Source organism: Niveispirillum sp., from assembly GCF_017996735.1.
Lineage (GTDB): Bacteria > Pseudomonadota > Alphaproteobacteria > Azospirillales > Azospirillaceae > Niveispirillum.
In genome coordinates, this window is sequence record NZ_JAGOGJ010000114.1 from 1 (window position 1) to 20,758 (window position 20,758).

The 20,758-nt window shown below is 65.1% G+C and carries 17 protein-coding genes; 10 read left to right on the forward strand and 7 right to left on the reverse strand.

All coding sequences use genetic code 11. The annotated features are described in order from the left end of the window. From KBA48_RS25315 to KBA48_RS25325, 3 genes are all read left to right on the forward strand, one after another. Positions 1 to 394 (forward strand): S8 family serine peptidase (locus KBA48_RS25315; protein ID WP_292911475.1); only part of this gene is annotated, 394 nt, incomplete at its 5' end. Then, a complete protein-coding gene (locus KBA48_RS25320; RefSeq protein ID WP_292911476.1) occupies positions 391 to 2,085 on the forward strand; it encodes an ABC transporter substrate-binding protein in 1,695 nt (564 codons plus the stop codon). The genes KBA48_RS25315 and KBA48_RS25320, both read left to right, overlap by 4 nt. Before the next feature lie 130 nt (positions 2,086 to 2,215). After that, positions 2,216 to 4,342, forward strand: a complete 2,127-nt coding sequence (locus KBA48_RS25325; RefSeq protein WP_292911477.1) for a HAMP domain-containing sensor histidine kinase — start codon at positions 2,216 to 2,218, stop codon at positions 4,340 to 4,342. Positions 4,343 to 4,426: 84 nt separating this feature from the next. Here the strand turns inward: KBA48_RS25325 and KBA48_RS25330 are convergent, their stop codons facing one another. Next, positions 4,427 to 5,746, reverse strand: a complete 1,320-nt coding sequence (locus tag KBA48_RS25330) for an aspartate aminotransferase family protein (RefSeq protein WP_292911478.1) — start codon at positions 5,744 to 5,746, stop codon at positions 4,427 to 4,429. Positions 5,747 to 5,869: 123 nt separating this feature from the next. Here KBA48_RS25330 and KBA48_RS25335 point away from each other — a divergent pair, with 123 nt between their 5' ends. After that, positions 5,870 to 6,457: a cupin domain-containing protein gene (locus tag KBA48_RS25335; RefSeq protein ID WP_292911479.1), complete on the forward strand. Its 588-nt coding sequence runs from the start codon at positions 5,870 to 5,872 to the stop codon at positions 6,455 to 6,457. A 194-nt stretch (positions 6,458 to 6,651) separates the two neighbouring features. On the opposite strand, the gene KBA48_RS25340 is transcribed toward KBA48_RS25335, so the two are convergent. From KBA48_RS25340 to pyrC, 3 genes are read right to left on the reverse strand one after another with little or no spacing between them, the layout of a single operon-like run. Then, positions 6,652 to 7,059, reverse strand: coding sequence for a GFA family protein (locus KBA48_RS25340; RefSeq protein WP_292911480.1), 408 nt, complete (start codon positions 7,057 to 7,059; stop codon positions 6,652 to 6,654). A gap of 5 nt (positions 7,060 to 7,064) precedes the next feature. Next, positions 7,065 to 7,676 (reverse strand): glycerol-3-phosphate 1-O-acyltransferase PlsY, encoded by a 612-nt coding sequence (gene plsY / locus KBA48_RS25345; RefSeq protein ID WP_292911481.1) that lies wholly within the window; start codon positions 7,674 to 7,676, stop codon positions 7,065 to 7,067. Positions 7,677 to 7,717: 41 nt separating this feature from the next. Beyond that, positions 7,718 to 9,007 carry a dihydroorotase gene (pyrC, locus tag KBA48_RS25350; protein WP_292911482.1) on the reverse strand — a complete coding sequence of 430 codons (1,290 nt, stop codon included), beginning with the start codon at positions 9,005 to 9,007 and terminating at the stop codon, positions 7,718 to 7,720. 182 nt (positions 9,008 to 9,189) lie between these two features. On the opposite strand from pyrC, the gene KBA48_RS25355 reads away from it, so the two are divergent. Beyond that, positions 9,190 to 11,730: a M10 family metallopeptidase C-terminal domain-containing protein gene (locus KBA48_RS25355; protein WP_292911483.1), complete on the forward strand. Its 2,541-nt coding sequence runs from the start codon at positions 9,190 to 9,192 to the stop codon at positions 11,728 to 11,730. 99 nt (positions 11,731 to 11,829) lie between these two features. On the opposite strand, the gene KBA48_RS25360 is transcribed toward KBA48_RS25355, so the two are convergent. Beyond that, positions 11,830 to 12,204, reverse strand: coding sequence for a hypothetical protein (locus KBA48_RS25360; protein ID WP_292911484.1), 375 nt, complete (start codon positions 12,202 to 12,204; stop codon positions 11,830 to 11,832). A 162-nt stretch (positions 12,205 to 12,366) separates the two neighbouring features. Continuing rightward, positions 12,367 to 13,101 carry a hypothetical protein gene (locus KBA48_RS25365; RefSeq protein WP_292911485.1) on the reverse strand — a complete coding sequence of 245 codons (735 nt, stop codon included), beginning with the start codon at positions 13,099 to 13,101 and terminating at the stop codon, positions 12,367 to 12,369. A 155-nt stretch (positions 13,102 to 13,256) separates the two neighbouring features. Here KBA48_RS25365 and KBA48_RS25370 point away from each other — a divergent pair, with 155 nt between their 5' ends. Then, positions 13,257 to 13,892, forward strand: a complete 636-nt coding sequence (locus KBA48_RS25370; protein WP_292911486.1) for a DsbA family oxidoreductase — start codon at positions 13,257 to 13,259, stop codon at positions 13,890 to 13,892. A 66-nt stretch (positions 13,893 to 13,958) separates the two neighbouring features. Here KBA48_RS25370 and KBA48_RS25375 read toward each other — a convergent pair whose 3' ends face one another. Continuing rightward, entirely contained in the window at positions 13,959 to 14,831 is an 873-nt protein-coding gene (locus KBA48_RS25375; protein ID WP_292911487.1) for an SDR family oxidoreductase, read from the reverse strand. A 105-nt stretch (positions 14,832 to 14,936) separates the two neighbouring features. Between KBA48_RS25375 and KBA48_RS25380 the strand changes: the two genes are divergently transcribed. From KBA48_RS25380 to KBA48_RS25395, 4 genes are all read left to right on the forward strand, one after another. Next, positions 14,937 to 15,362 carry a helix-turn-helix domain-containing protein gene (locus KBA48_RS25380; protein ID WP_292911488.1) on the forward strand — a complete coding sequence of 142 codons (426 nt, stop codon included), beginning with the start codon at positions 14,937 to 14,939 and terminating at the stop codon, positions 15,360 to 15,362. Between the two features lie 63 nt (positions 15,363 to 15,425). Further along, on the forward strand, positions 15,426 to 16,412 hold the full coding sequence (locus KBA48_RS25385; RefSeq protein ID WP_367273877.1) for an LLM class flavin-dependent oxidoreductase: 987 nt from the start codon (positions 15,426 to 15,428) through the stop codon (positions 16,410 to 16,412). A gap of 170 nt (positions 16,413 to 16,582) precedes the next feature. Then, positions 16,583 to 18,895 (forward strand): glycoside hydrolase family 95 protein, encoded by a 2,313-nt coding sequence (locus tag KBA48_RS25390; RefSeq protein ID WP_292911489.1) that lies wholly within the window; start codon positions 16,583 to 16,585, stop codon positions 18,893 to 18,895. 31 nt (positions 18,896 to 18,926) lie between these two features. Continuing rightward, positions 18,927 to 20,555 carry a family 43 glycosylhydrolase gene (locus tag KBA48_RS25395; RefSeq protein ID WP_292911490.1) on the forward strand — a complete coding sequence of 543 codons (1,629 nt, stop codon included), beginning with the start codon at positions 18,927 to 18,929 and terminating at the stop codon, positions 20,553 to 20,555. Positions 20,556 to 20,758: the final 203 nt, after the last annotated feature.

Here is a 20,758-nt window from a genome sequence, read left to right on the forward strand (position 1 = left end):
GTTGGGCACCACCCCCGTCGGCAGCTTCGCCGCCAGTTGGACACCGGACAGCCCCGACCGCTGGACCGTGAGCGGCATCTTCGTGCCGGACTTCATCAGCGTAGGATGGCAGATCGATGCTATCGCCCCCGGCACAGGCCTGATCTCCACCATTCCCTCACGCTATGGTCAGGACACTCCCTACGCGGATATGAGCGGCACGTCGCTGGCCGCCCCGCTGACCACGGGTGTCCTGGCCTCCCTGCTCAGCCGCGACCCGTGGTATGGCGCCTTGCCGCGCGGCGCCGCCCGCGCCGACCATGCGCGTCAGGTTCTGGCCCGGCATCTGGTCAATCTCGGCCTCGCCCCCTGGTACCAGGGCTGCGGCGCCGCCCATGCGCAACCGGTGTTATGAGGGAGCGGCGCGCCACCTTTCCGCTGTGGCGGGCGCTGGCCGCCCTGCTGCTGTTCCTGGGCTGTACCGGGCCGGGCATGGCACAGGATGCCCAGTCCCGCCGCCTGCTGGAGGAAAAGCGGGTGGTGCTGGCCGTCGACAATATCTACCCGGTAACCCACAGCAGCCTGATCCTCACACAGCAGCAGGCGACCTTGTTCCGCCTGACCCAGGGTGTGATCGGCCGCATGCATGGCGAACTGATCGCCTGCTCGCTCTGTTCACAGGTGCCCAACGCGCTGGACGGGTCCCTGACCAGTTTCGAGGATGAGAAGGGCCGCCTCGTCACCCGCGCCGTCTTCCCGCTTCTGCCCAACCTGCGCTGGGGCGACGGCACGCCGCTGGATATCGGCGATATCGAATTCGGGCTGAAGGTCGCCAAACGTTATCCGCCGCAGGTACTCGACACGACCGGCATCACGTCACGCATCCTGTCGATCCGCATGGTGGAGGATCGGCGGCTGGAAGTGCTGTATGACGGTGTCCTGTGCAAGGAACAGCTTTTTGTACCCCCGCCCCTACCCAGGCGGCTGGAAGAACCGCTGTTCGATTCCGATCCCGCGACCTACCTGGATCGCAGCCTGTATTTCCGCGGGCGCACCAATCCCGGCCTCTATCTGGGCCCCTACATCATCGAATCGGAGACGGCGCCCACCAAAATCCGGCTGCGGCGCAACCGCTTCTACGCCGGCACCGCCCCTTATTTCGAGCATGTCGACCTGCTGTTCGGCAATGCCGCCGATGCCGAACAGGGGCTTATGGACGGCAGCATTGACGTGCTTCTGCCCAAAAGCGTGCGCGAAGAGGCGCTGATCCGTTTTACCCGCGAACGGCGCGACCGGTTCAAGGTGATCTGGTCGCCCTCCTCCACCCTGACCTGGCTGACCCCCAATTTCAGCCACCCGGCGCTGGCCGACCGGCCGGTGCGCGAGGCGCTGTATCTGGCGCTGGACCGGGATGCCATGGTGCGCGACCTGACGCTGGGCACGTCGCTGGTGGCGCCCGGTTACCTGCATCCGGGTCTGCCGGCCTATACGGCCGGGTTCCCGCGTTATGGCTACGACCCTGTCCGCGCCGGAGCCTTGCTGGATCAGGCGGGCTGGCGCCGGGACAAGGTGGGTCAGCGGCGCAATGCCGCAGGGCAGCCGCTGGAAATGACCGTGTCATACCGCGCGGGCGACCGCAGCGTCGGCCAGTCCCTGGCGAATGCTTGGCGATCCATCGGTGTCGGCATCACCCTAAAGGAGGAAACCGACATCGTAGGCATCTTCCGCGCCCGCGCCTTCGACATGGTGCTGAGTTCGGTGACCTATGTCGCGAATTCGCCCAGCATGCCGCAATATTTCCTGTCAAATGCCGTTCCCGGCAAGGAGAACGGCATGCGCGGGCTGAATTTCACCGGCTATCGCAGCGCCGCTCTCGACCGGTCGCTGGAACGGATCGACAAGGCAGGCTGTACCAGGGAAGATCTGCGCAGCGCCTGGCTGGGGTTTCAGCAGGAATTGATGGCGGACCTGCCGCGCATGCCGCTCTGGTTCAACTCCCTGGGCACCGTTTTCACCAGCCGTCTGGACGGCGTCGGCAACCCGCCCTTCGGCGATCCGGTGCTGACCATCACCCGCTGGCGTCCAAAACCGGCGTCCCCCTTATGAGCGAGTAGCCGGCGGAGATACGCATGCGATTGAATATCCGCGACGTTTGGGCGATCCTGGAAAGTGACAACGCTTCCCTGTTGCAAGACAGGGGGTTGAATGAAAGCAGCCGGCAAGGATGGGTAAAGGGATGCAAGTCCCGATGGTGGATACGATACTGGCTATGATCGAAGCCCGATCCACCGGCAGGGCAACCCGTTCGGACGGCCGCCGGCTGGGACCGGTTTTGCGTGCGCTGGTGCCGACGCTTGTCGCCGTCATCCTGATGGCGGGCCTGTTCAGCCGTGGCGGACAGACCGTCATGGATCTGTCGGCCGACAATGCCCTGATCCTGCGCAACATGGAAGCCAGCGTAAAACTGGCCGATATCGGCAACCGCATGCAGGGGCTGAGCGCGCGGTTCAACTGGATCCTGGTGCTGAAGGCGGCGGAGCGGGAAGGCGTTGATGTCCGCGCCGAGTTGGAGAAGGCGACCGCGTCGCTGGACACCGTCATCGCCGACATGGACGCCTATCGCCGGACGGAGGCGGCACCGGAGCAGATCGCCGCCATCAACGACATGCTGAACGAGGTGTCGGATTATCGCAGCGCCATGACCTGGGTTGGATCAATGGTCGATCTCGACTATCCCAGCGCGGTGGCCTATCTGGAAACCTTCGGCCAGATGTTCGACCGCGTGCAGGTGCAGCTTGACCGGATGGTCAGCGACCACGGCAAGCAGGCACGCGAACTGGCCGCCGCCGCCGCCCGGCGGGCCGACACCACGATCCAGACCTTCCTTTATTTCGCCATCACCATGTCGGCCGGCGTGGCGCTGCTGTCCTGGCTGATCGGCCGGTATCAGCAGCGGCTGCGCATCGATACGGAGCTTCTGCAGGAACAGGTTGATGTCCGCACATCCGACCTGCGCCGCGCCAATGCGGAACTGGAGGCGTCGGCCGCGACGCTGAGTCGCCTGGGCCATGTCGGCCGCGACCTGACGGCCACGCTGGACCTGGCAACGGTCTATGCGGCGCTGGCCCAGAGTGCCGGGGACCTGCTGCCCACCGATGCCTTCGGTATCGCCCTGCTGAACGAGACGGGGAACGAGGTCGGCTATGTGCTGTTCACGCTGGATGGCGTGCCGCAATCCGGGCTGCCGCACTATCCCTTGACCCACCCGACGTCACTGACGGTCCGCGCATTGACCACGCCGGGCACGGATGTTTTGGTCCTGGATAGTGCCGCAGCCACCGCCGCCCCCACCATGCAAGAAAGCGGCGACGCGCGCATGGCCTCCCTGGCGTTCTGCACGCTGGCCTTTTCGGACAGGGTGTTGGGCGTCCTGACGGTACAGACCCGCCGCGCCGGTGCCTATGGCCCGCGTGAACTGGACATCTTGCGCACCCTGGCCGCCAGCGCCGCCATTGCCATCGCCAACGCCCAGGCCTATCGCCGCCTGGACACCACACTGACCGAGCTGCGCGCGGCGCAGGCGCGACTGGTGCAACAGGAAAAACTGGCTTCTCTGGGCGGTCTTGTCGCCGGTGTCGCGCATGAGATCAACACGCCGCTGGGCGTGGCGCTGACCGGTGCCAGCTTCATCGACAGCCAGTTCCAGGAACTGAGGGAACGGGTGAACCAGCGCCTGTTGAAGCGCAGCGACCTGGATGAATTCATCCAGACGTCCAGCGAAGGGCTGCACAGCGTGCTGTCCAATCTGTCCCGCGCCGCCGATCTGGTGCAGAGCTTCAAACGTGTCGCCGCCGACCAGTCGAGCGAGGAGGCGCAACGGATCGACCTGGGCGATTATTTGCGGGAAACCATGCGCAGCCTGGAACCGCTGTTGCGCCACAGCCGCATCGCCGTCAGCCTGGATCTGGCACCGGACGTCACCTTGCTGGTGGCACCGGGACCCGTCGCGCAACTTGTCACAAATCTGGTGCAGAATGCCGCCGTACACGCCTTCACCGGCGTTGCCGACCCGACGATCACCATCCGGCTGCAATCCCCCGCGACGCGGGAGGAAACGGTCCGCTTCACCGTCGCCGACAATGGCATCGGCATGACGGCGGACGTGGCGTCGCGCGCCTTCGACCCGTTCTTCACCACCAAGCGGGGCAGCGGTGGCACCGGCCTCGGCCTGCATATCGTCCATAATCTGGCGCAGGCGGCGCTGGGTGGTGATATCGAGCTGATGACCGCACCGGGGGCGGGCACCAGCTTTGCCATCACCCTGCCTCGCCATCCGCCGGCACGGCCCGTTACCGCCGCCTAGAACGTATTTTCCGATGACCGGAAAACAGGCCGCGCAGCATCCGCAGCCTGGGCATGCCGCACATGCGGTGCGGCGGCCGGCCCGTCAGGCGACGCGGGCCAGCGCCTCTCTCAGCACCGAAACCATTGTCGTGACCTGTTCCGGCTCCACGATCAGCGGGGGCGACAACGCCACCGTATCGCCCGTTACCCGGATCAGCAGACCGCGCTGGAAACAATCCACAAACAGCTCATAGGCACGCGCACCGACGGCGCCGTCGCGGGATTTCAGTTCGATACCAGCGACAAGGCCGATTGTGCGGATATCGATGACATGGCGGGCGTCGCGAAGCGACAGCATGGCCTGACGCCACGCCGGCTCCATCATTGCCCCCCGTGTCAGCAGACCTTCCCGCGCATAGATGTCCATGGTCGCCAGACCCGCGGCGCAGGCGGCGGGGTGACCGGAATAGGTGTAGCCATGGAACAGCTCGATCAATCCCTCCGGCCCCTGCATCAGCGCGTCATGGACATGCCGGCCGCAGAACACCGCCCCCATGGGCAGCGCCCCGTTCGTCAGGCCCTTGGCCGTCGTCATCAGATCCGGCATCACCCCGAAATAATCCGCCGCAAAGGGCGTGCCCAGGCGGCCGAAGCCGGTGATGACCTCGTCGAAGATCAACAGGATACCGTGGCGCGTTGCGATCTCGCGCAGGCGCTCCAGATATCCCTTGGGCGGCAGCAGCACACCGGTGGAGCCGGCCACCGGTTCCACGATGACGGCGGCGATGGTTTCCGCGCCATGCAACTGCACCAGCCGCTCCAGATCATCGGCCAATTCCGCCCCATGCTCGGGCAACCCCTCGCAGAAGCGGTTGCGCACGGGATCATGGGTATGGCGGAGGTGATCGGCACCGGGCAGGCCGATAAAGGCACGGCGGTTGTTGACCAGACCACCAACGGAGATGCCGCCGAAACCGACCCCGTGATACCCCCGCTCCCGCCCGATCAGTCGGGTGCGCGTGCCCTGGCCGATGGCACGCTGATAGGCCAGGGCGATTTTCAGCGCCGTGTCCACCGACTCCGACCCGGACCCTGTGAAGAAGATACGATCCAGCCCCTTTGGTGCCACCCCCGCCAGCCGTTCGGCAAACCGAAACGCCAGCGGATGTCCCATCTGAAAGGACGGGGCATAATCCAGTTCCCGCAGTTGGTCGCCGACGGCCGATGCGATCTCCCGCCTTCCATGGCCGGCATTGACGCACCATAGCCCGGCGGTGCCATCCAGCACCGGACGGCCATCTTCGCTGGTGTAGTACATGCCGTCGGCCCGGGACAGCAGGCGGGGAGCCGCCTTGAATTGCCGGTTGGCCGTGAAGGGCATCCAATATTCATCAAGGGAAAGCGTGTTGCGGGGGGCGCTCATGAACCGGGCCTTTCGTGCGAATTCCCCCCAGTAGACGGCGCCCCACGCGTCGCGGCAAGACGTTTACTTGCCCGCCCGCATGACGTGGCGAAAGGCCGTGCCCATGGCCGGGTGTTGCGTATAATGAACACCCTCAACAGGGAAAGGGAGGGCGGGTTGGAGGATACGCTGGATATCGGGGGCCGTCTGCGCCACCTGCGTGAAGCGGCTGGCCTGTCACAAAGGATGCTGGCCAAGCGGGCGGGCATCACAAATTCTACCATTTCCCTGGTCGAATCCGGTCGATCCAACCCGTCTGTCGGTCAGTTGAAGCGCATCCTGGACGCCATTCCGATCGGCCTTGCCGAATTCTTCGCCATGGAGTGGGTGCGTGATGAAAGCCCCTTCCACGCGGCGGCGGACCTGATCGAGATTGGCAGGGGGCCCATTTCTTACCGCCAGGTAGGGCGGACGATGATCGGCCGCCAGCTTCAGATCCTGTCGGAATGTTACCAGCCGGGCGCCGATACCGGCCGGATTCCGCTGCGCCATGACGGCGAGGAAGGGGGCGTCGTGATCTCCGGCCACCTGGAAGTGACGGTTGACGGGCAAAAGCGCGTGCTGGGCCCCGGCGATGCCTACAGCTTCGGCAGCAATCGTCCGCATCGGTTCCGTTGCATCGGCGACGAACCGGCACGGGTGGTCAGTGCCTGCACGCCCCCGACATTCTAAACCCTGGCCCGCGTGCCGCGGGTATGGTCCAGTTGCACCCTGCGCTCGGTGGCGAAGCGCACCACCATACCCATGCGCTGAGGGGGGCAGCATCCGCGTCGGCGACCGTCTCGGCCGGACCACAACTGATGAAACCCGACACCATGGCAAGGATACCAGTACGGGACTGCCGCGATGCCCCCGTGTAAAAGCGATCAACCCGGAAGCCCATCCAGCACAGTCACAGCACCCAATACGTCGTCCCACGCCGCACGGCTGCCATAGCAGATATGGGCCGTGGGTTTGATATCGATGGGCCCGTCCAGGCTGCCTGCCGGAACGACGAGCAGGGCGCCGTTCATCTGCTGTGCGGGCAATGCCGACCCGCATATGCCGCAGAAGCAGCGCTCATGACGGGTGTCGGGGAGACGATATCCTCTGACCTGGTCCAGACCCGACAGCCAGGTGATCTTGGCGGTGGTGGAAAACAGGTTGGCGGCATGGGCCGACCCGGTGTCCTTCCGGCACCGTGAGCAATGACACAGGAAGAAGCTCTGGAAGTCGCCGGAAATCTGGAAGCGCACGCCGCCGCACAGGCAACTGCCGGAATTGACCTTTTCCATCTGGCTTATGCTTCCTTCTTCTTTTTACCGATCTTCGGCTCCGCGCCTTTCAGCAGACGGGCGATATTGTCCTTGTGGCGGATATAGACCAGGACCGCGATGAACAGGCACAGGCCGGCGATCTCCGGTCCCGCCAGGAACCAGGCCACCACCGGGCTGGCCCCCACGGCGATCAGCGCTGACAAGGACGAGATGCGGAAAATCGCCGCCGCCAGCAGCCAAGTGCCGCATGCCGCCAGGCCCACAGGCCAGGAAATGGCCAGCAGCACGCCCAGCGACGTGGCCACCCCCTTGCCACCCTTGAAGCCCAGCCAGACCGGGAAGCTATGGCCCAGCATGGACCCCGCCGCCGCCGCGATCCCGGCCTCTGTTCCCGCCAGATAAAGCGCGACCAGGGTGGCGATGGCGCCCTTGCCGCTGTCCAGCAGCAAGGTGGCCAGCGCCAGCGGCTTGTTGCCGGTGCGCAGCACATTGGTGGCGCCGATATTGCCGCTGCCGATCTTGCGAATATCGCCATAGCCGCCCAGGCGGGTCAGGACCAGCCCGAACGGGATCGAGCCCAGGAGGTACCCGCCGACCAGCGACAGGATCAGCGTCAGGGGGGAAAGATCGGCCATGGTCTTTTCTTCTTGGTTATGCGGTGTCGGTCGGTCTTCGCTCAGGCGCGGTTGAACACCGTGCGCCCATCGACGATGGTGCGCAAGACCATGCCCTGCACCGGGCGGCGGTCAAAGCAGGTGTTCTTTGACTTCGACGCCAGTTTCTCGGCCTCTACCTGCCATGGCCGGTCGGCATCGAACAGCACCAGATCGGCCTTTCCCCCCACTGCGAGCCGGCCCAGACCCTTCAGCCCCAGGATGGATGCGGGAATCGAGGTCAGCGCCGCGAGCGCGCGGGTCAAGGGCAGCGCGCCCTTGTGCACCAGTTCCAGCGTCAGCGGCAGCAATGTCTCCAGCCCCACGGCGCCGAACGCCGCCTGGGCGAAGGGCACGCGCTTGCTGTCCTGGTCATGCGGCTGGTGATCGGATGCGATGGCATCGATGGTGCCGTCGGCCAGCCCCTCAATGATGGCGCGGCGGTCCATCTCTCCCCGCAGCGGCGGGCGCAGCTTGAAGAAGGTGCGGTAATCGCCGACATCCATTTCGGTCAGCGCAAAATAGGGCGGGGCCGTGTCGCAGGTGATTTTCAGCCCGCGCTGCTTGGCCCGGCGGATGACGGCCACGGACTCGGCCGTGGAGATATTGGCGGCGTGGTAACGCCCACCCGTCATCTCCACCAGACGCAGATCGCGTTCCAGCATGATGACTTCCGCCATGCCCGGAATGCCGGCCAGACCCAGACGGGTGGCCAGTTCGCCGGCATTCATCACCCCGCCGGCCAGACGCGGCTCGCTGGGATGCTGGAAAATCGTCTGGCCGAATCCGCCGGCATAGGCCAGCGCACGGCGCAGCAGGGCGGGGTCGGCGATGGGGCCGCCATCGGTGAAGCCCACGGCCCCGGCCTCGGCCAGCAACCCGATCTCCGCGATCTCCTTGCCTGCCGTCTCCCGCGTGACGCTGCCATAGGCGAAGATCTTGACCAGCTTCACTTCCCGCGCCCGGCGCGCGATGAATTCCAGGCCGGCCTCGTCATCGATCACCGGGTCGGTGTTGGGCAATGCGGCGAGGGCCGTGATGCCGCCGGCGGCGGCACTGCGGCTGGCCGTCTGGATCGTCTCATTATGCTCCAGCCCCGGCTCGCCCACCTGGGCACGCAGATCGACCAGACCGGGGGCCAGCACCAGATCGGTGGCGTCCACGATCTCCGCCCCCTCGGGCACGTCCTGGGCCGCGATACCGGGCCCCATGGCGGCGATCTCCTCCCCCACCGTCAGCAGGTCACCGACCTGATCCAGCCCGCTGGCCGGGTCGATCAGACGGGCATTGCGGTAAAGCACGGGTCGGGTCATGGCGCGATCATCTCCCTGGCGGCACTGGGGGCTGTTTACCAGAGGCAGCGCCCCGGCGGCTTGCTGATTTCGCGGGCGTTGGTTGAAAAACGGTGCGGACCATCCCAACGCACCGCTGTCGCGGCTCCGCCGGCTTCTGCTACGATCGCCGCAAAGGGCGTTCAATCACAGCGTGGGGCATCATGTGCGTTCTGTGCGGCCGGCTAGACGACACCCATGCCATCACGGCGGCCGAACTGGCGACCAATGCCGCCAGCGTGGCCGGAACCAAGCCCATCCTGTCCGATACCGATTTTATCGAACGCCTGCAGGATGCCGATGGCGGAGCCTGGGCGCCGTTGCAGACCATCGCGTTCAGCTTTCCGACCAGCCGGCCCGCCAACAGCAGCGGCGCTGATTATACCGGCTTCAACCCCTTTACCGAGGTGCAGAAGGAAAGCGTGCGGCTGGCGCTGGGCCTCTGGTCCGACGTTGCGGGGCTGCGCTTCTCGGAAAATGCCGCCAGCACGGCCCGGCAGGGACAGATCACCTTTGCCAATTCCAGCAGCATCGCCGAAGGCGTCTGGGGCTTCGCCTTCACATCGGGGGCCACGCGGCCGGTGTGGGTGAATTTCGACGGAGCCAAGGACAGTTGGTCTGGGCGCACAGCCGGCAGTTATGATCTGTCGGCCCTGTTGCACGAGATCGGGCACGCGCTGGGTCTGGTGCATCCCGGCGACTACAATGCGTCGGACACCGGCGCCCCCGCAACCTATGCCGACAATGCCGACTTCATGCAGGACAGTCGGCAATATACGATCATGTCCTATTTCTCCGCGACGGAGACGGGGGCCAACCATGGCCGCAAATATGCGGCCACCCCCCTGCTGTATGACATCCTGGCGGTCCAGGACTGGTACGGCCGCAACTATGCCACCCGGTCCGGCGACACGGTGTATGGCTTCAACAGCACGGCCGGGCGCAGCGTCTTTGATTTCAGCCAGAACACACAGCCTGTGCTGACCATCTGGGACGGTGGCGGGCGGAACACCCTGGACATTTCCGGTTTCAACAGCAATTCCAACGTCGATCTGCGGCCCGGTTCCTTTTCCGACGTGGCCGGCCTGACCCGCAACATGTCCATCGCCTTTGCCACCTATATCGCCGAGGTGAGGACGGGCGGGGGCATCGACACGGTGCAGGATAATGGTTTGGCCAACCGCATCGCCACCGGAGATGGCAACGACATCATCATCCTCAGCGGCGGCGGCAATGATACGGTGGATGGCGGCAACGGTACCGACATGGTCCGTCTGTTGGGTGGCAGCGACGTCTACCGCGCCATCACCCATCCCGACGGCACCCTGACGCTGAAAGGACCCACGGGCAGCCTCCTGGTCAGCAACGTCGAAAGTTTCGTGTTCGTCGGCGGCGCCGGCCAGACCCTGACAAGGGAACAGGTGGCGTCGCTGGACTTCAACGGACTGCTCTATATCGCCTCCAATCCGGACCTGATCACTGCGTTTGGCGCCGATACGGTGGCGGCCAAGGCGCATTGGCTGAGCTTCGGCCAGAATGAGGGGCGCAGCCTGGACAATTTCAACCCGCTGGAATACCTGGCCGGGAACAAGGATCTGATCAGCGCCTTCGGCCTGGATTTTGGGGCCGCCACCCGCCACTACATCACCTATGGCTATAAGGAAGGACGGCCGCTGGCCGGGTTCGACGGGCTGGCCTATATCGCCAGCGACACGGGCCGGATCGACACGATCGGTATTTCCGCCGTGGGCGGGCTGCTGGACTATGTTCAGAACGGGGCGGCCAAGGGGGCGGGCATCACCTTCAACGGGCTGGCCTATATCGCCTCCTACGCCGACTTGCGCGCCGCGTTCGGCATGAATGCCGATGCGGGGCTGACGCATTATCTGTATTACGGGGGGAAGGAATATCGGGAGGTGCGGTTCGACGCCGCCGGTTATCTGGCTTCCAATCCCGACCTGATCCGGGCATTCGGGGCCGACCTGAACGCCGCCTACAGCCATTATTTCACCAATGGCGCCGCAGAGGGACGAAGCTGGACACGGTTCAACGCCTATGATTATGCGGGGTCGAACCCGGACATTGCCAATTCGATCGGATACGATACTACCGCCCTGACCCGTCATTACCTGACCAGCGGCTTTGCGCAGGGCCGCAGCGCCACGGGCTTCGACGTCACCGCCTATGCCATGGACAAAAACATCACCGGTGATGACTGGCAGGTGCAGGCCACCAAGGCCTGGCTGGCCGGCACGGAAACCGACGGCAATCTCTTCGGCCGCGACCAGATCGACCACGGCTTGACCGTCGGTGCGGCGACCATGGGCAGCTTCACCGACGCCGGTGACAGCGACTGGTTCACCTTCCGGGGAGAGGCTTTCACCAACTATCAGGTCACGGTCGAAATCCTGAACCAGACCAGCCTGAACACAACGCTGGCGGAACTGAACCTGCGGGGTCACGACAATGTCGTGGTGAGTTTCGATTATGTCCGCTATCCGTCCCTATCCATGGAGTTCTTCACCCAGGAGGCGGAGGACGTCTATCTTGAATTGGCGGCGTTCGGGAACGAGGCCCGCGACTATCGCATCACCGTCTCGGTGCGGACGACCAACATCACAGCAGCATCGGCAAGCCCGGTGGAAGCCGCCGCGACGATCGTGGATATGCCCTCGTCGCCGTCCGCCAGCGACTGGCTGCTGTGACGGCACGCCTGCGACGGCGACCGCAGCAGAAAAAAAAGGCCGGGTCCTGTCGCGGAACCCGGCCATCTCCATTGCCCCCCTGTGGAGGCGGGAAAACCGTCAATTCGACCGTTCGGCCACCTGCATCTCGGCGCGGGCGGCACGCACCGCCCCGGCATAACGCTGACGGGCGGCGGACAGGTCATAGGTGCTGCGGCTCAACCGGCCAGCGATCACCGCCTGTTCGCTTTGCGTCAGGCCGGCCCGGCGGCTGCGCAGTTCGGTGTAGAGACATTCCTGATAGGCGGCGACGCCCGCCGCATAGGCATCCACGGCCTTGCCCTGACCAGCCAGCGACGTATCCGCCACGGGGGCGGGCGCGGCGGGGCAGACACGATCCAGATGGGCGGCCAGATCATCCCCCGGCGCACCCTGGGCCGGCAGGGAAAGGACGGTGGCCAGCGTCAGCAGGCCGACAGACAGGACCATTTTCATGGCTTGGCTCTTCGCATGTTCGGGAACGGGCAACGACGCCCTTATCTGACACCAGATATACCGCATTGCAGCAGAACCGGGTGTGATGCGGACCACAGATGCCAGAAACACGCGGCGGGGCAGTCATGCGGCACAGTCATCGCAGTGCAACACCGCGCCCGATTAAGCCACGGCCGCCTGGGACACGGGCCGACGCGCGGCAACCATTGCCGCCACATCCGTGCCGCGCAGCAACGGATACCGGGTGCGGATCAGACGGGTCAGTTCCGCCATGTCCCAATCCGCCAGGGCGTGGGGATCAAAATGCAGGGACAGATATTCATCCGCCGGTAGCGCACCCTCCACAGCCAGGAAACGGATGCGGCGCACCTGTTCGGCGGCGGGCGTGGCGTCCTCCCCCCCCAGCAACGGCAGGCAGCGCCGTTCCAGTTCCAGCAGGGTTTCGCGGCGGCGGTCCGTCTGCCATAGCCGCAGCAGCGCCAGGATACCCGCCAGTTGCGCCGTATCGACAAGACCGGCGCATTGCCGGACCAGCAAGTCCAGCAGGTTGGCGGCACGGATCAGCCCGTCATCCAGGTCGAAGATCACCGGCGTGTGGCGGCGGGCATCCAGTTCATGACGCACCAGCGGCAGGATGGCCGACCGGTCGGAAAGGTTGAACCAGACCTGTTCCAGCCAGGCCAGCGTGCGTTCCAGGCGGGCATCCCCCCGCGGCGCCCGGATGACCTGGCCGATCAACACCTGATCATCCAGCAACTCATCGGCCGTCGGCACCTCGGCCGGCAGAAAACCGGCCAGAACCGGGTCGAGATCATGGGTCAGATTGACCGCCAGCAACAGGGTCGCGTGGCTGACAAAGGCCGAAGCCAGTTGTGACGCCGTCAGGATATTGGCCATCTCAAGATTCCCCAGCCGCCCGACCTTCACAATTTTTTAACATCATGGCCCCGCCACCCGATCCGCGCAATGGCTCATCCGCCGTCGCCCCCCTCGCCCAGGGGGCGAAATGGGGTTATGTTGAAAGTGTTGCGTGGTGGCATCGGGGGGCGGGCATGCTGATCGAGATCTATTCGGACCTGATCTGTCCCTGGTGTTTCCTGGGCAAGGTCAGGCTGGACCGGGCCTTGGGCGAAAGGCCGCGGGTGCGGGTCGATATCCGCTGGATGCCGTTCCAGCTCAACCCCGAACTGCCGGCCGACGGCATGGACCGCGACCTGTATTTCACCGCCAAATTCGGCGGCCCCGAACGCGCAAGGCAAATGAATGCGGTCGTGGAACAGGCGGCCGCGCGGGAGGGATTGCTGCTGCGCATGGACCTGATCCGCCGCATCCCCAGCACGTTGCAGGCGCACCGGATGGTCCGTTTCGCGGAGCGGTTCGGAAAGGCCACCGACATGGCCATGGCCCTGTTCGCCGCCTATTTCCAACAGGGGCGCGATATCGGCAACCTGACCACCCTGGTACGGATCGCGGCCGAGTTGGGGCTGGATGCGGTCGAAGCCACGGATTACCTGATCGGCGACGCCGATATGGCGGCGGTACGCGGCAGCGACACGCAGGCGCGGCAATTGGGCGTTCAGGCCGTGCCCTGCTATATCTTCGACCGGCGTTATGCGCTGGCCGGGGCGCAGGAACACACGGCCTTCCTGCCGATGCTGGATCTGGCACGCACCGAACTGGTCGGGTAACCGGGGGCCATTGCCTCACACGCCAGGCGCCGGCCTCCAGGGCTCATGACCCAGTGACCCTTGTTGTCACCCCTTCAGCGCCTGAGCGATCGTGTCCGCAAAGGGTGTTGTGGGACGGCCCAACAGTTTGGACAGCGCCCGCCCCCCATCGAACAGCGCGCCCCCGGCCGCCGCTGCGTCGGAATCGGCCAGCAATTCGGCAAGCGGTGCCGGCAGCCCGGCCCCGATCAGCACCCCGCGATAATCAGCCGGCGGCAGATCGACATAGGGGATCTGCCGCTCCGTTTGCCGCGACAGTTCGGCCGCGAAATCCGTCAGCGTGTAAGCCGCGTCACCAGCCAGCTCATAAACCACCCTTTCGCCTGCCTGCTCGTCCAGCAGGGCGATGGCCGCCGCTTCGGCATAATCGGCACGGGCCGCGCTGCTGATAGGGCCCTGCGCGGCGCTGCCGATGAAGGCGCCATGCTGCAGGGCCGGCGGAATGGAGGCCGTATAGTTTTCGGTGTACCAGCCATTGCGCAACAATGTATGCGGCAGGCCGCTATCAGCGATCAGAGCTTCGGTCTGCCGATGCTCCTCCGCCAGACCCAGGGGGGACGTGTCAGCGTGCAGCACACTGGTATAGGCCAGCCGCTCCACACCGGCCCGTTTTGCCGCATCAATCACGTTTTGATGCTGCGCCACCCGGGCGCCCAGCGCGTTGGAGGAGATCAGCAGCACCCGTTCCGCCCCCTCCAGGGCGGCGGCCAGCGTCTGCGGCTGATCATAATCTCCCGCCCGCACCGCCACGCCTGCGGGGAACAGGCCGGCGGCACGGGCAGGGTCGCGCACGATGGCGGTCACGCTCAGCGGACCCACACGCCGGGCCAGTTCGGCCACAACCAACCGGCCCAGTTGACCGGTGGCGCCGGTGATGAAAAATCGGGAAGACGTGGACATGGATTTTCTCCGGTCTCAGTATGAAAGCAGGTATAGAGTAGAGACCAGGAGATTGGTCTGTAAGACGGCACTTTTCCGTCACCAGGTAACAGGAAGGATACCGCCATGGACGAAGCCTGCGCCGCTATGGGCGCCAAGGTGGAGGAATGGAAGGCGATGGGCCTGGACCCCGCCCGCTGTCCCGTGCGTGACCTGCTGGACCGGATCGGCGACCGCTGGTCGATCCTGCTGCTGACCATGCTTTCGTCGGGACCGATGCGGTTCAACGCCCTGGCCCGCGCCGTGCCCGACATTTCCAAGCGCATGCTCTCGCAGACGCTGCGCACGCTGGAAACGGACGGGCTGATCGACCGCAAGGTTGAACCGACCGTGCCACCGCGCGTCACCTATTCCCTGACCGACTTGGGCAAAGGCCTGATGCCGCCCCTGCTCGGTCTCATCACCTGGGCAGAGCAAAACCATGCGGCCGTGCAGTCGGCGCGGCAGCGCATGGCAGAGACGATGGCCGCCGCCGATGCGGTTGGCTGGTGATCCCCCCCCTCGCCTGCGCCCCCTGCCCTGCCCATATGCAGGGAAAGACCGATTTACCGGAGAATGAAGTTGGTTGAACGTTCGATCCTGGAACTGGGCCGCGTGCGTGAGGGCGGCACCCGCCGCGATGCGCTGGACGCGGCACGAACCCTGGCCCAGCATGCCGAGGAATGGGGGTATAAACGCCTGTGGGTGGCCGAACACCACAACATGCCGACGGTGACCACGGCGGCCACCTCGCTGGTCATCCAGCATATCGCGGCGGGAACGAAGCATATCCGGGTGGGTGCCGGCGGCATCATGCTGCCCAACCATTCGCCCTATGTCATCGCTGAACAGTTCGGCACCCTGGAAACCCTGTTCCCCGGCCGCATCGATCTGGGCCTGGGGCGGGCACCGGGCACGGATCAACTGACCCTGCGCGCATTGCGCCGCGATCCCGCCAATGCGGAGAATTTTCCGCAGGATGTGATGGAACTCCAGGCCTTCCTGGCCCCGGCCCAGCCCGGCCAGCGGATCGAGGCGGTACCCGGTTCGGGCACCAAAATCCCGCTCTGGATCCTGGGGTCCAGCCTGTTCGGGGCACAGTTGGCGGCGGAACTGGGCCTGCCCTTCGGCTTCGCCTCCCATTTCGCGCCGGGATCGCTGGATCAGGCGCTCGCCATCTACCGCAGCCGCTTCACCCCGTCGGACCAGTTGGACAAGCCCTATGCCCTGATCGGCGCGAACATCATCGCGGCCGAAACAGATGCGGAGGCGCGCTATCTCGCCACCTCGCAGCAAATGTCCTTTGCCAATCTGGTGCGCGGGGCACGCAAGCTGACCCAGCCGCCCATCGACGATATCGACAGCTATTGGTCCCCCCAGGAAAAGGCCCATGCCGGCCAGATGCTCGCCTGCTCCATCATCGGCAGCCGCGACACCGTCCGGCGTGGCATTGACGCCCTGCTGGAGCGTACCCGGGCCGATGAGTTGATGATCGTTTCCGACATGTATGATCCGGTCAAGCGCCTGCGCTCCTTCCAGATCATTGCCGATATCATGGGCTGATCCCGCCGTCGCCCCAGACCGGCCGGCCGCTGCACCCTTGAAGAGCGGCGGCCGGTGCCATACTGTTACCGCTCACTTACGCACCCGACAGGCAAGATCGGGGAACGGGGGGAACGGGAATGGCGGGGTGGACACGCCGCAAGGCGTTGAAATTCATGGGTGCGGCCGGAATGGCTGCGCCGGCTATGGCGTCGGGTGCGGGTGCAGCGGCCACCTTGGATGCACCCTCTCCCCTGACCCTCTGGTACCGGCAGCCGGCAACGGTGTGGACCGAAGCGCTGGCCGTCGGCAATGGCCGCCTGGGCGGCATGGTCTTCGGCGGGGTGGCGAAGGAACAGGTCCAACTGAACGAGGATACGCTCTGGTCAGGCGGTCCCTATTCCCCCATCAATCCAGAGGCGTGGGATGCGCTGGCGGAGGTGCGCGCCCTGATTGCCGCCGGCAGATATGCCGAGGCAGAGGCGATGGCCAATGCCCGGATGATGGGAAAACCCGTCCGGCAAATGTCCTTTCAGACGCTGGGCGACCTTTGGCTGGAATTTCCGGGCCTGGGCGCCGTGCATGATTATCGCCGCGCGCTGGATCTCGACAGCGCCGTGGCGACCACCCGTTTTCAGGTGGGCGACAGCCTGCATACCCGTGAAATCTTCGTTTCCCCTGTTGATCAGGTACTGGTGGTGCGCCTGTCCGCCACAGGCACCGGCCGCATCGATGTGGATGTGGGCCTGACCACACCGCACGCGGCGGAGGTGCGGGCCGATGCCGCCGACCTGCTGGCGATGCGGGGAAGTAATGGCGCTGAACATGGCGTGGATGGTGCGCTGCGCTTCACCTGCCTGGTCCGCGCCTTGCCGACAGGGGGCACGGTTGAGGGACAGGGCGACCGGTTGAAGATACGCGGAGCGGAAAGCGTGCTGCTGCTGCTGGCCGCCGCGACCTCCTTTCGTCGGTATGACGATGTATCGGGCGATCCCGACGCCATCACGGCAGGGCACATCCTGGCCGCCGCACCGAAACCTTTTGGTCGCTTGCTGGATAGACATCTGGCATCCCATCGCGCCCTGTTCCGGCGGGTCACCATCGATCTGGGAACGTCGGCCACCGCCAGCCTGCCCACCGACGAGCGTGTGCGCGACAGCGGGGCGCTGAACGACCCGTCCCTGGCCGCGCTCTATCATCAGTTCGGGCGGTATCTGCTGATCTGTTCCTCCCGGCCTGGCACACAGCCGGCCAACCTGCAGGGCATCTGGAACGACAGTCTGAAGCCGGGTTGGGGAAGCAAATACACGATCAACATCAACACGGAGATGAATTACTGGCCGGCGGAGCCGACCGCCCTGCCCGAACTGGTGGACCCCCTGGTCGCCCTGATCCGCGACCTGTCCGAAACCGGCGCCAGAGCGGCACGGGAGATGTACAGGGCCCGTGGCTGGATGGCACATCACAATACCGACCTGTGGCGGGCCACGGCCCCCATTGATGGTGCGCAATATGGGTTATGGCCGGTGGGCGGGGCCTGGCTGTGCCTGCATCTCTGGGACCATTATGATTACGGACGCGACATCGATTTCCTGGCCTCCGTCTATCCCTTGATGAAGGGCGCGGCGGTGTTTTTCCTGGACACGCTGGTGGAAGATGCCAAAGGCGGCTTCCTGATGACCAGCCCGTCGCTTTCCCCGGAAAACCCCCATCCCCATGGCGCCTCCCTGGTTGCCGGCCCCGCCATGGATCAGCAGATCCTGCGCGATCTTTTCGATAATTGTGTGAAAGCGGCGGAAATCCTGGGCCTGGACCCGGAATTCCGCGGGCAGTGCACGGCGACGCGCGCCCGGCTGGCCCCTGACCGGATCGGCAGGCAGGGACAGTTGCAGGAATGGATGGAGGATTGGGACATGCAGGCCCCGGAAATCCATCACCGGCATGTCTCACACCTCTATGCAGTCTATCCCAGCGGCCAGATCGATGTCTTCGACACGCCGGAGCTTGCCGCCGCCGCCCGCCGGTCACTGGAGATCCGGGGAGACGAGGCAACAGGGTGGGGCATCGGCTGGCGCCTGAACCTGTGGGCCAGGCTGGGCGATGCGGAGCGGGCGCATCATGTGCTGCGCATGCTGCTGCGGCCCGAGCGCACCTATCCCAACCTGTTCGACAGCCATCCGCCCTTCCAGATCGATGGCAATTTCGGGGGCACCTCCGGGATCACGGAAATGCTGCTGCGCAGCCGTGGGAACGAGATCCACCTGCTGCCCGCCCTGCCCGCTGCCTGGCCCAAAGGGTCCGTCACGGGCCTGCGCTCCCGGGGCACGGTGCGTGTGGACCTGTCCTGGTCGGCCGGCCGTCTTGACCACGCGCTGCTGGAAGCGCGGGTGGCAGGCCGGCACCGTATCCGGCTGGGCCAACAGGTGACGGAGATCGACCTGAAGCCGCGCAAGCCCGTCCGTGTGACCCGCAGCGGCGGCAAACTCGCCGTTGCCGCTCTTTGATCAACGATCACCCATCAGGATCGCTCCCGAAATGACAGATATCTCCCGCCGCAACGCGATCGGTCTGGCCATCATGGGCGGTGCGGGCATTGCGGCCGGTGGCCCCGCCGGCGCGGCCACCGCCACATCACCCGCCCCCACCTGCATCCCTCCCGGCAAGAAAGGCGGGCCGCAATGGGCGCGCGGGCTGGATAATCAGCGCAAGGCCGACCTGGGTGACGGGCGGTTCCTGAACCCGCTGTTTGCGGGTGACCATCCCGACCCGACCATCCTGAAGGACGGGGAGGACTATTATATCACCTTCTCCACCTTCGACAGCTATCCCGGCCTGATCATCTGGCATTCGCGCGACCTGTTGAACTGGACACCGGTCACGGCGGCCCTGACCCGGAACCTGGGGTCGGTCTGGGCCCCGGAACTGACCAGGCACGATGGCCGCTATTTCCTTTATATTCCCGTGAAGGGCAACCCCACCGGCACCTATGTCATCTGGGCAGACCGGATCGAGGGTCCGTGGAGCGAGCCGAAATATCTTGGCCTGTCCGGCTTCATCGATCCCGGCCACGCCGTGGGGGAGGACGGGTCGCGCTGGCTGTTCCTGTCGGGCGGCAACCGCATCCGCCTGACCGATGACGGCCTCTCGACCGTGGGGGAACCGGAGAAGGTCTATAATCCCTGGCGGTACCCGTCCGACTGGATCGTGGAGGGCTTCTCGCCCGAAGGACCGAAGATCACGCGCCATGGCGATTATTTCTACATGATCACCGCCGTCGGCGGCACGGCCGGCCCGCCGACGGGGCACATGGTGATCGCGGCCCGCGCCCGGTCCATCCACGGCCCGTGGGAGGACTGCCCCCACAACCCCATCGTCCGCACCGTCGATAATGACGAATATTGGTGGTCGCGTGGGCACGCCACCCTGGTTCAGGGGCCAGCCGGTGACTGGTGGTCGGTCTATCACGGGTTCGAAAACGGGTTCTGGACCCTGGGCCGGCAGACCCTGCTGGACCCCGTGGAATGGACGGGGGATGGCTGGTTCCGCATGACGGGCGGCGACCTGTCGCAACCGCTGCCGGCGCCGAAGGGGGGCAAACCCGGTCCCCATGGTCTGGCCCTGTCTGACGATTTCAGGACCCTTGATATCGGCGCCCGGTGGAACTTCTTCAAACCCGGCCCGGACGAGGCCAAGCGTGCCCGCGTGGCGAACGGCACCCTGCATCTGACGGCCAGCGGAACGGCGCCGAAGGACAGTTCCCCCCTGCTGCTGGTGGCGGGCGACACCGCCTATCGCTTCGAATGCGACATCACGATCGAGGCCGGCGGCGTGGCTGGTCTGGTGTTGTTTTATGACGAGAAACTCTATTGCGGTGTGGGTTTCGATGAGAAACGGTTCGTGACGCACCAATATGGCCTCGAACGCGGCCGCCCCGCCAACCCGCATGGGCGCGCACTGCGCCTGCGCGTCACCAACGACCGTCACATCGTCTATTTCGATACGTCCGGTGACGGCGGCAAGAGCTGGGTACGCTTTGACCGGGGCATGGAAGTCTCCGGCTACCATCATAATGTGCGGGGTGGATTCCTGATGCTGCGGCCCGGCCTCTATTCGGCCGGCACCGGTACAGCGACATTCGCCAACTTCACCTTCCGGGCGCTGTGATCATGATGATCACAGCGCCAATGCCAGATCCCGCAGCTGGACATCAGAAATATCCTTCATCGATGATAAAAATTGCAAATGAAGCACGGAATAATATTATCGGATTATATTTGAAGCGAACTGATATGGTTAACGGGTGAATATAAACGATACGGTCTTCATCATCCTGACGGGTGGCAAGCACCATCCGTGCGGATAGCGGG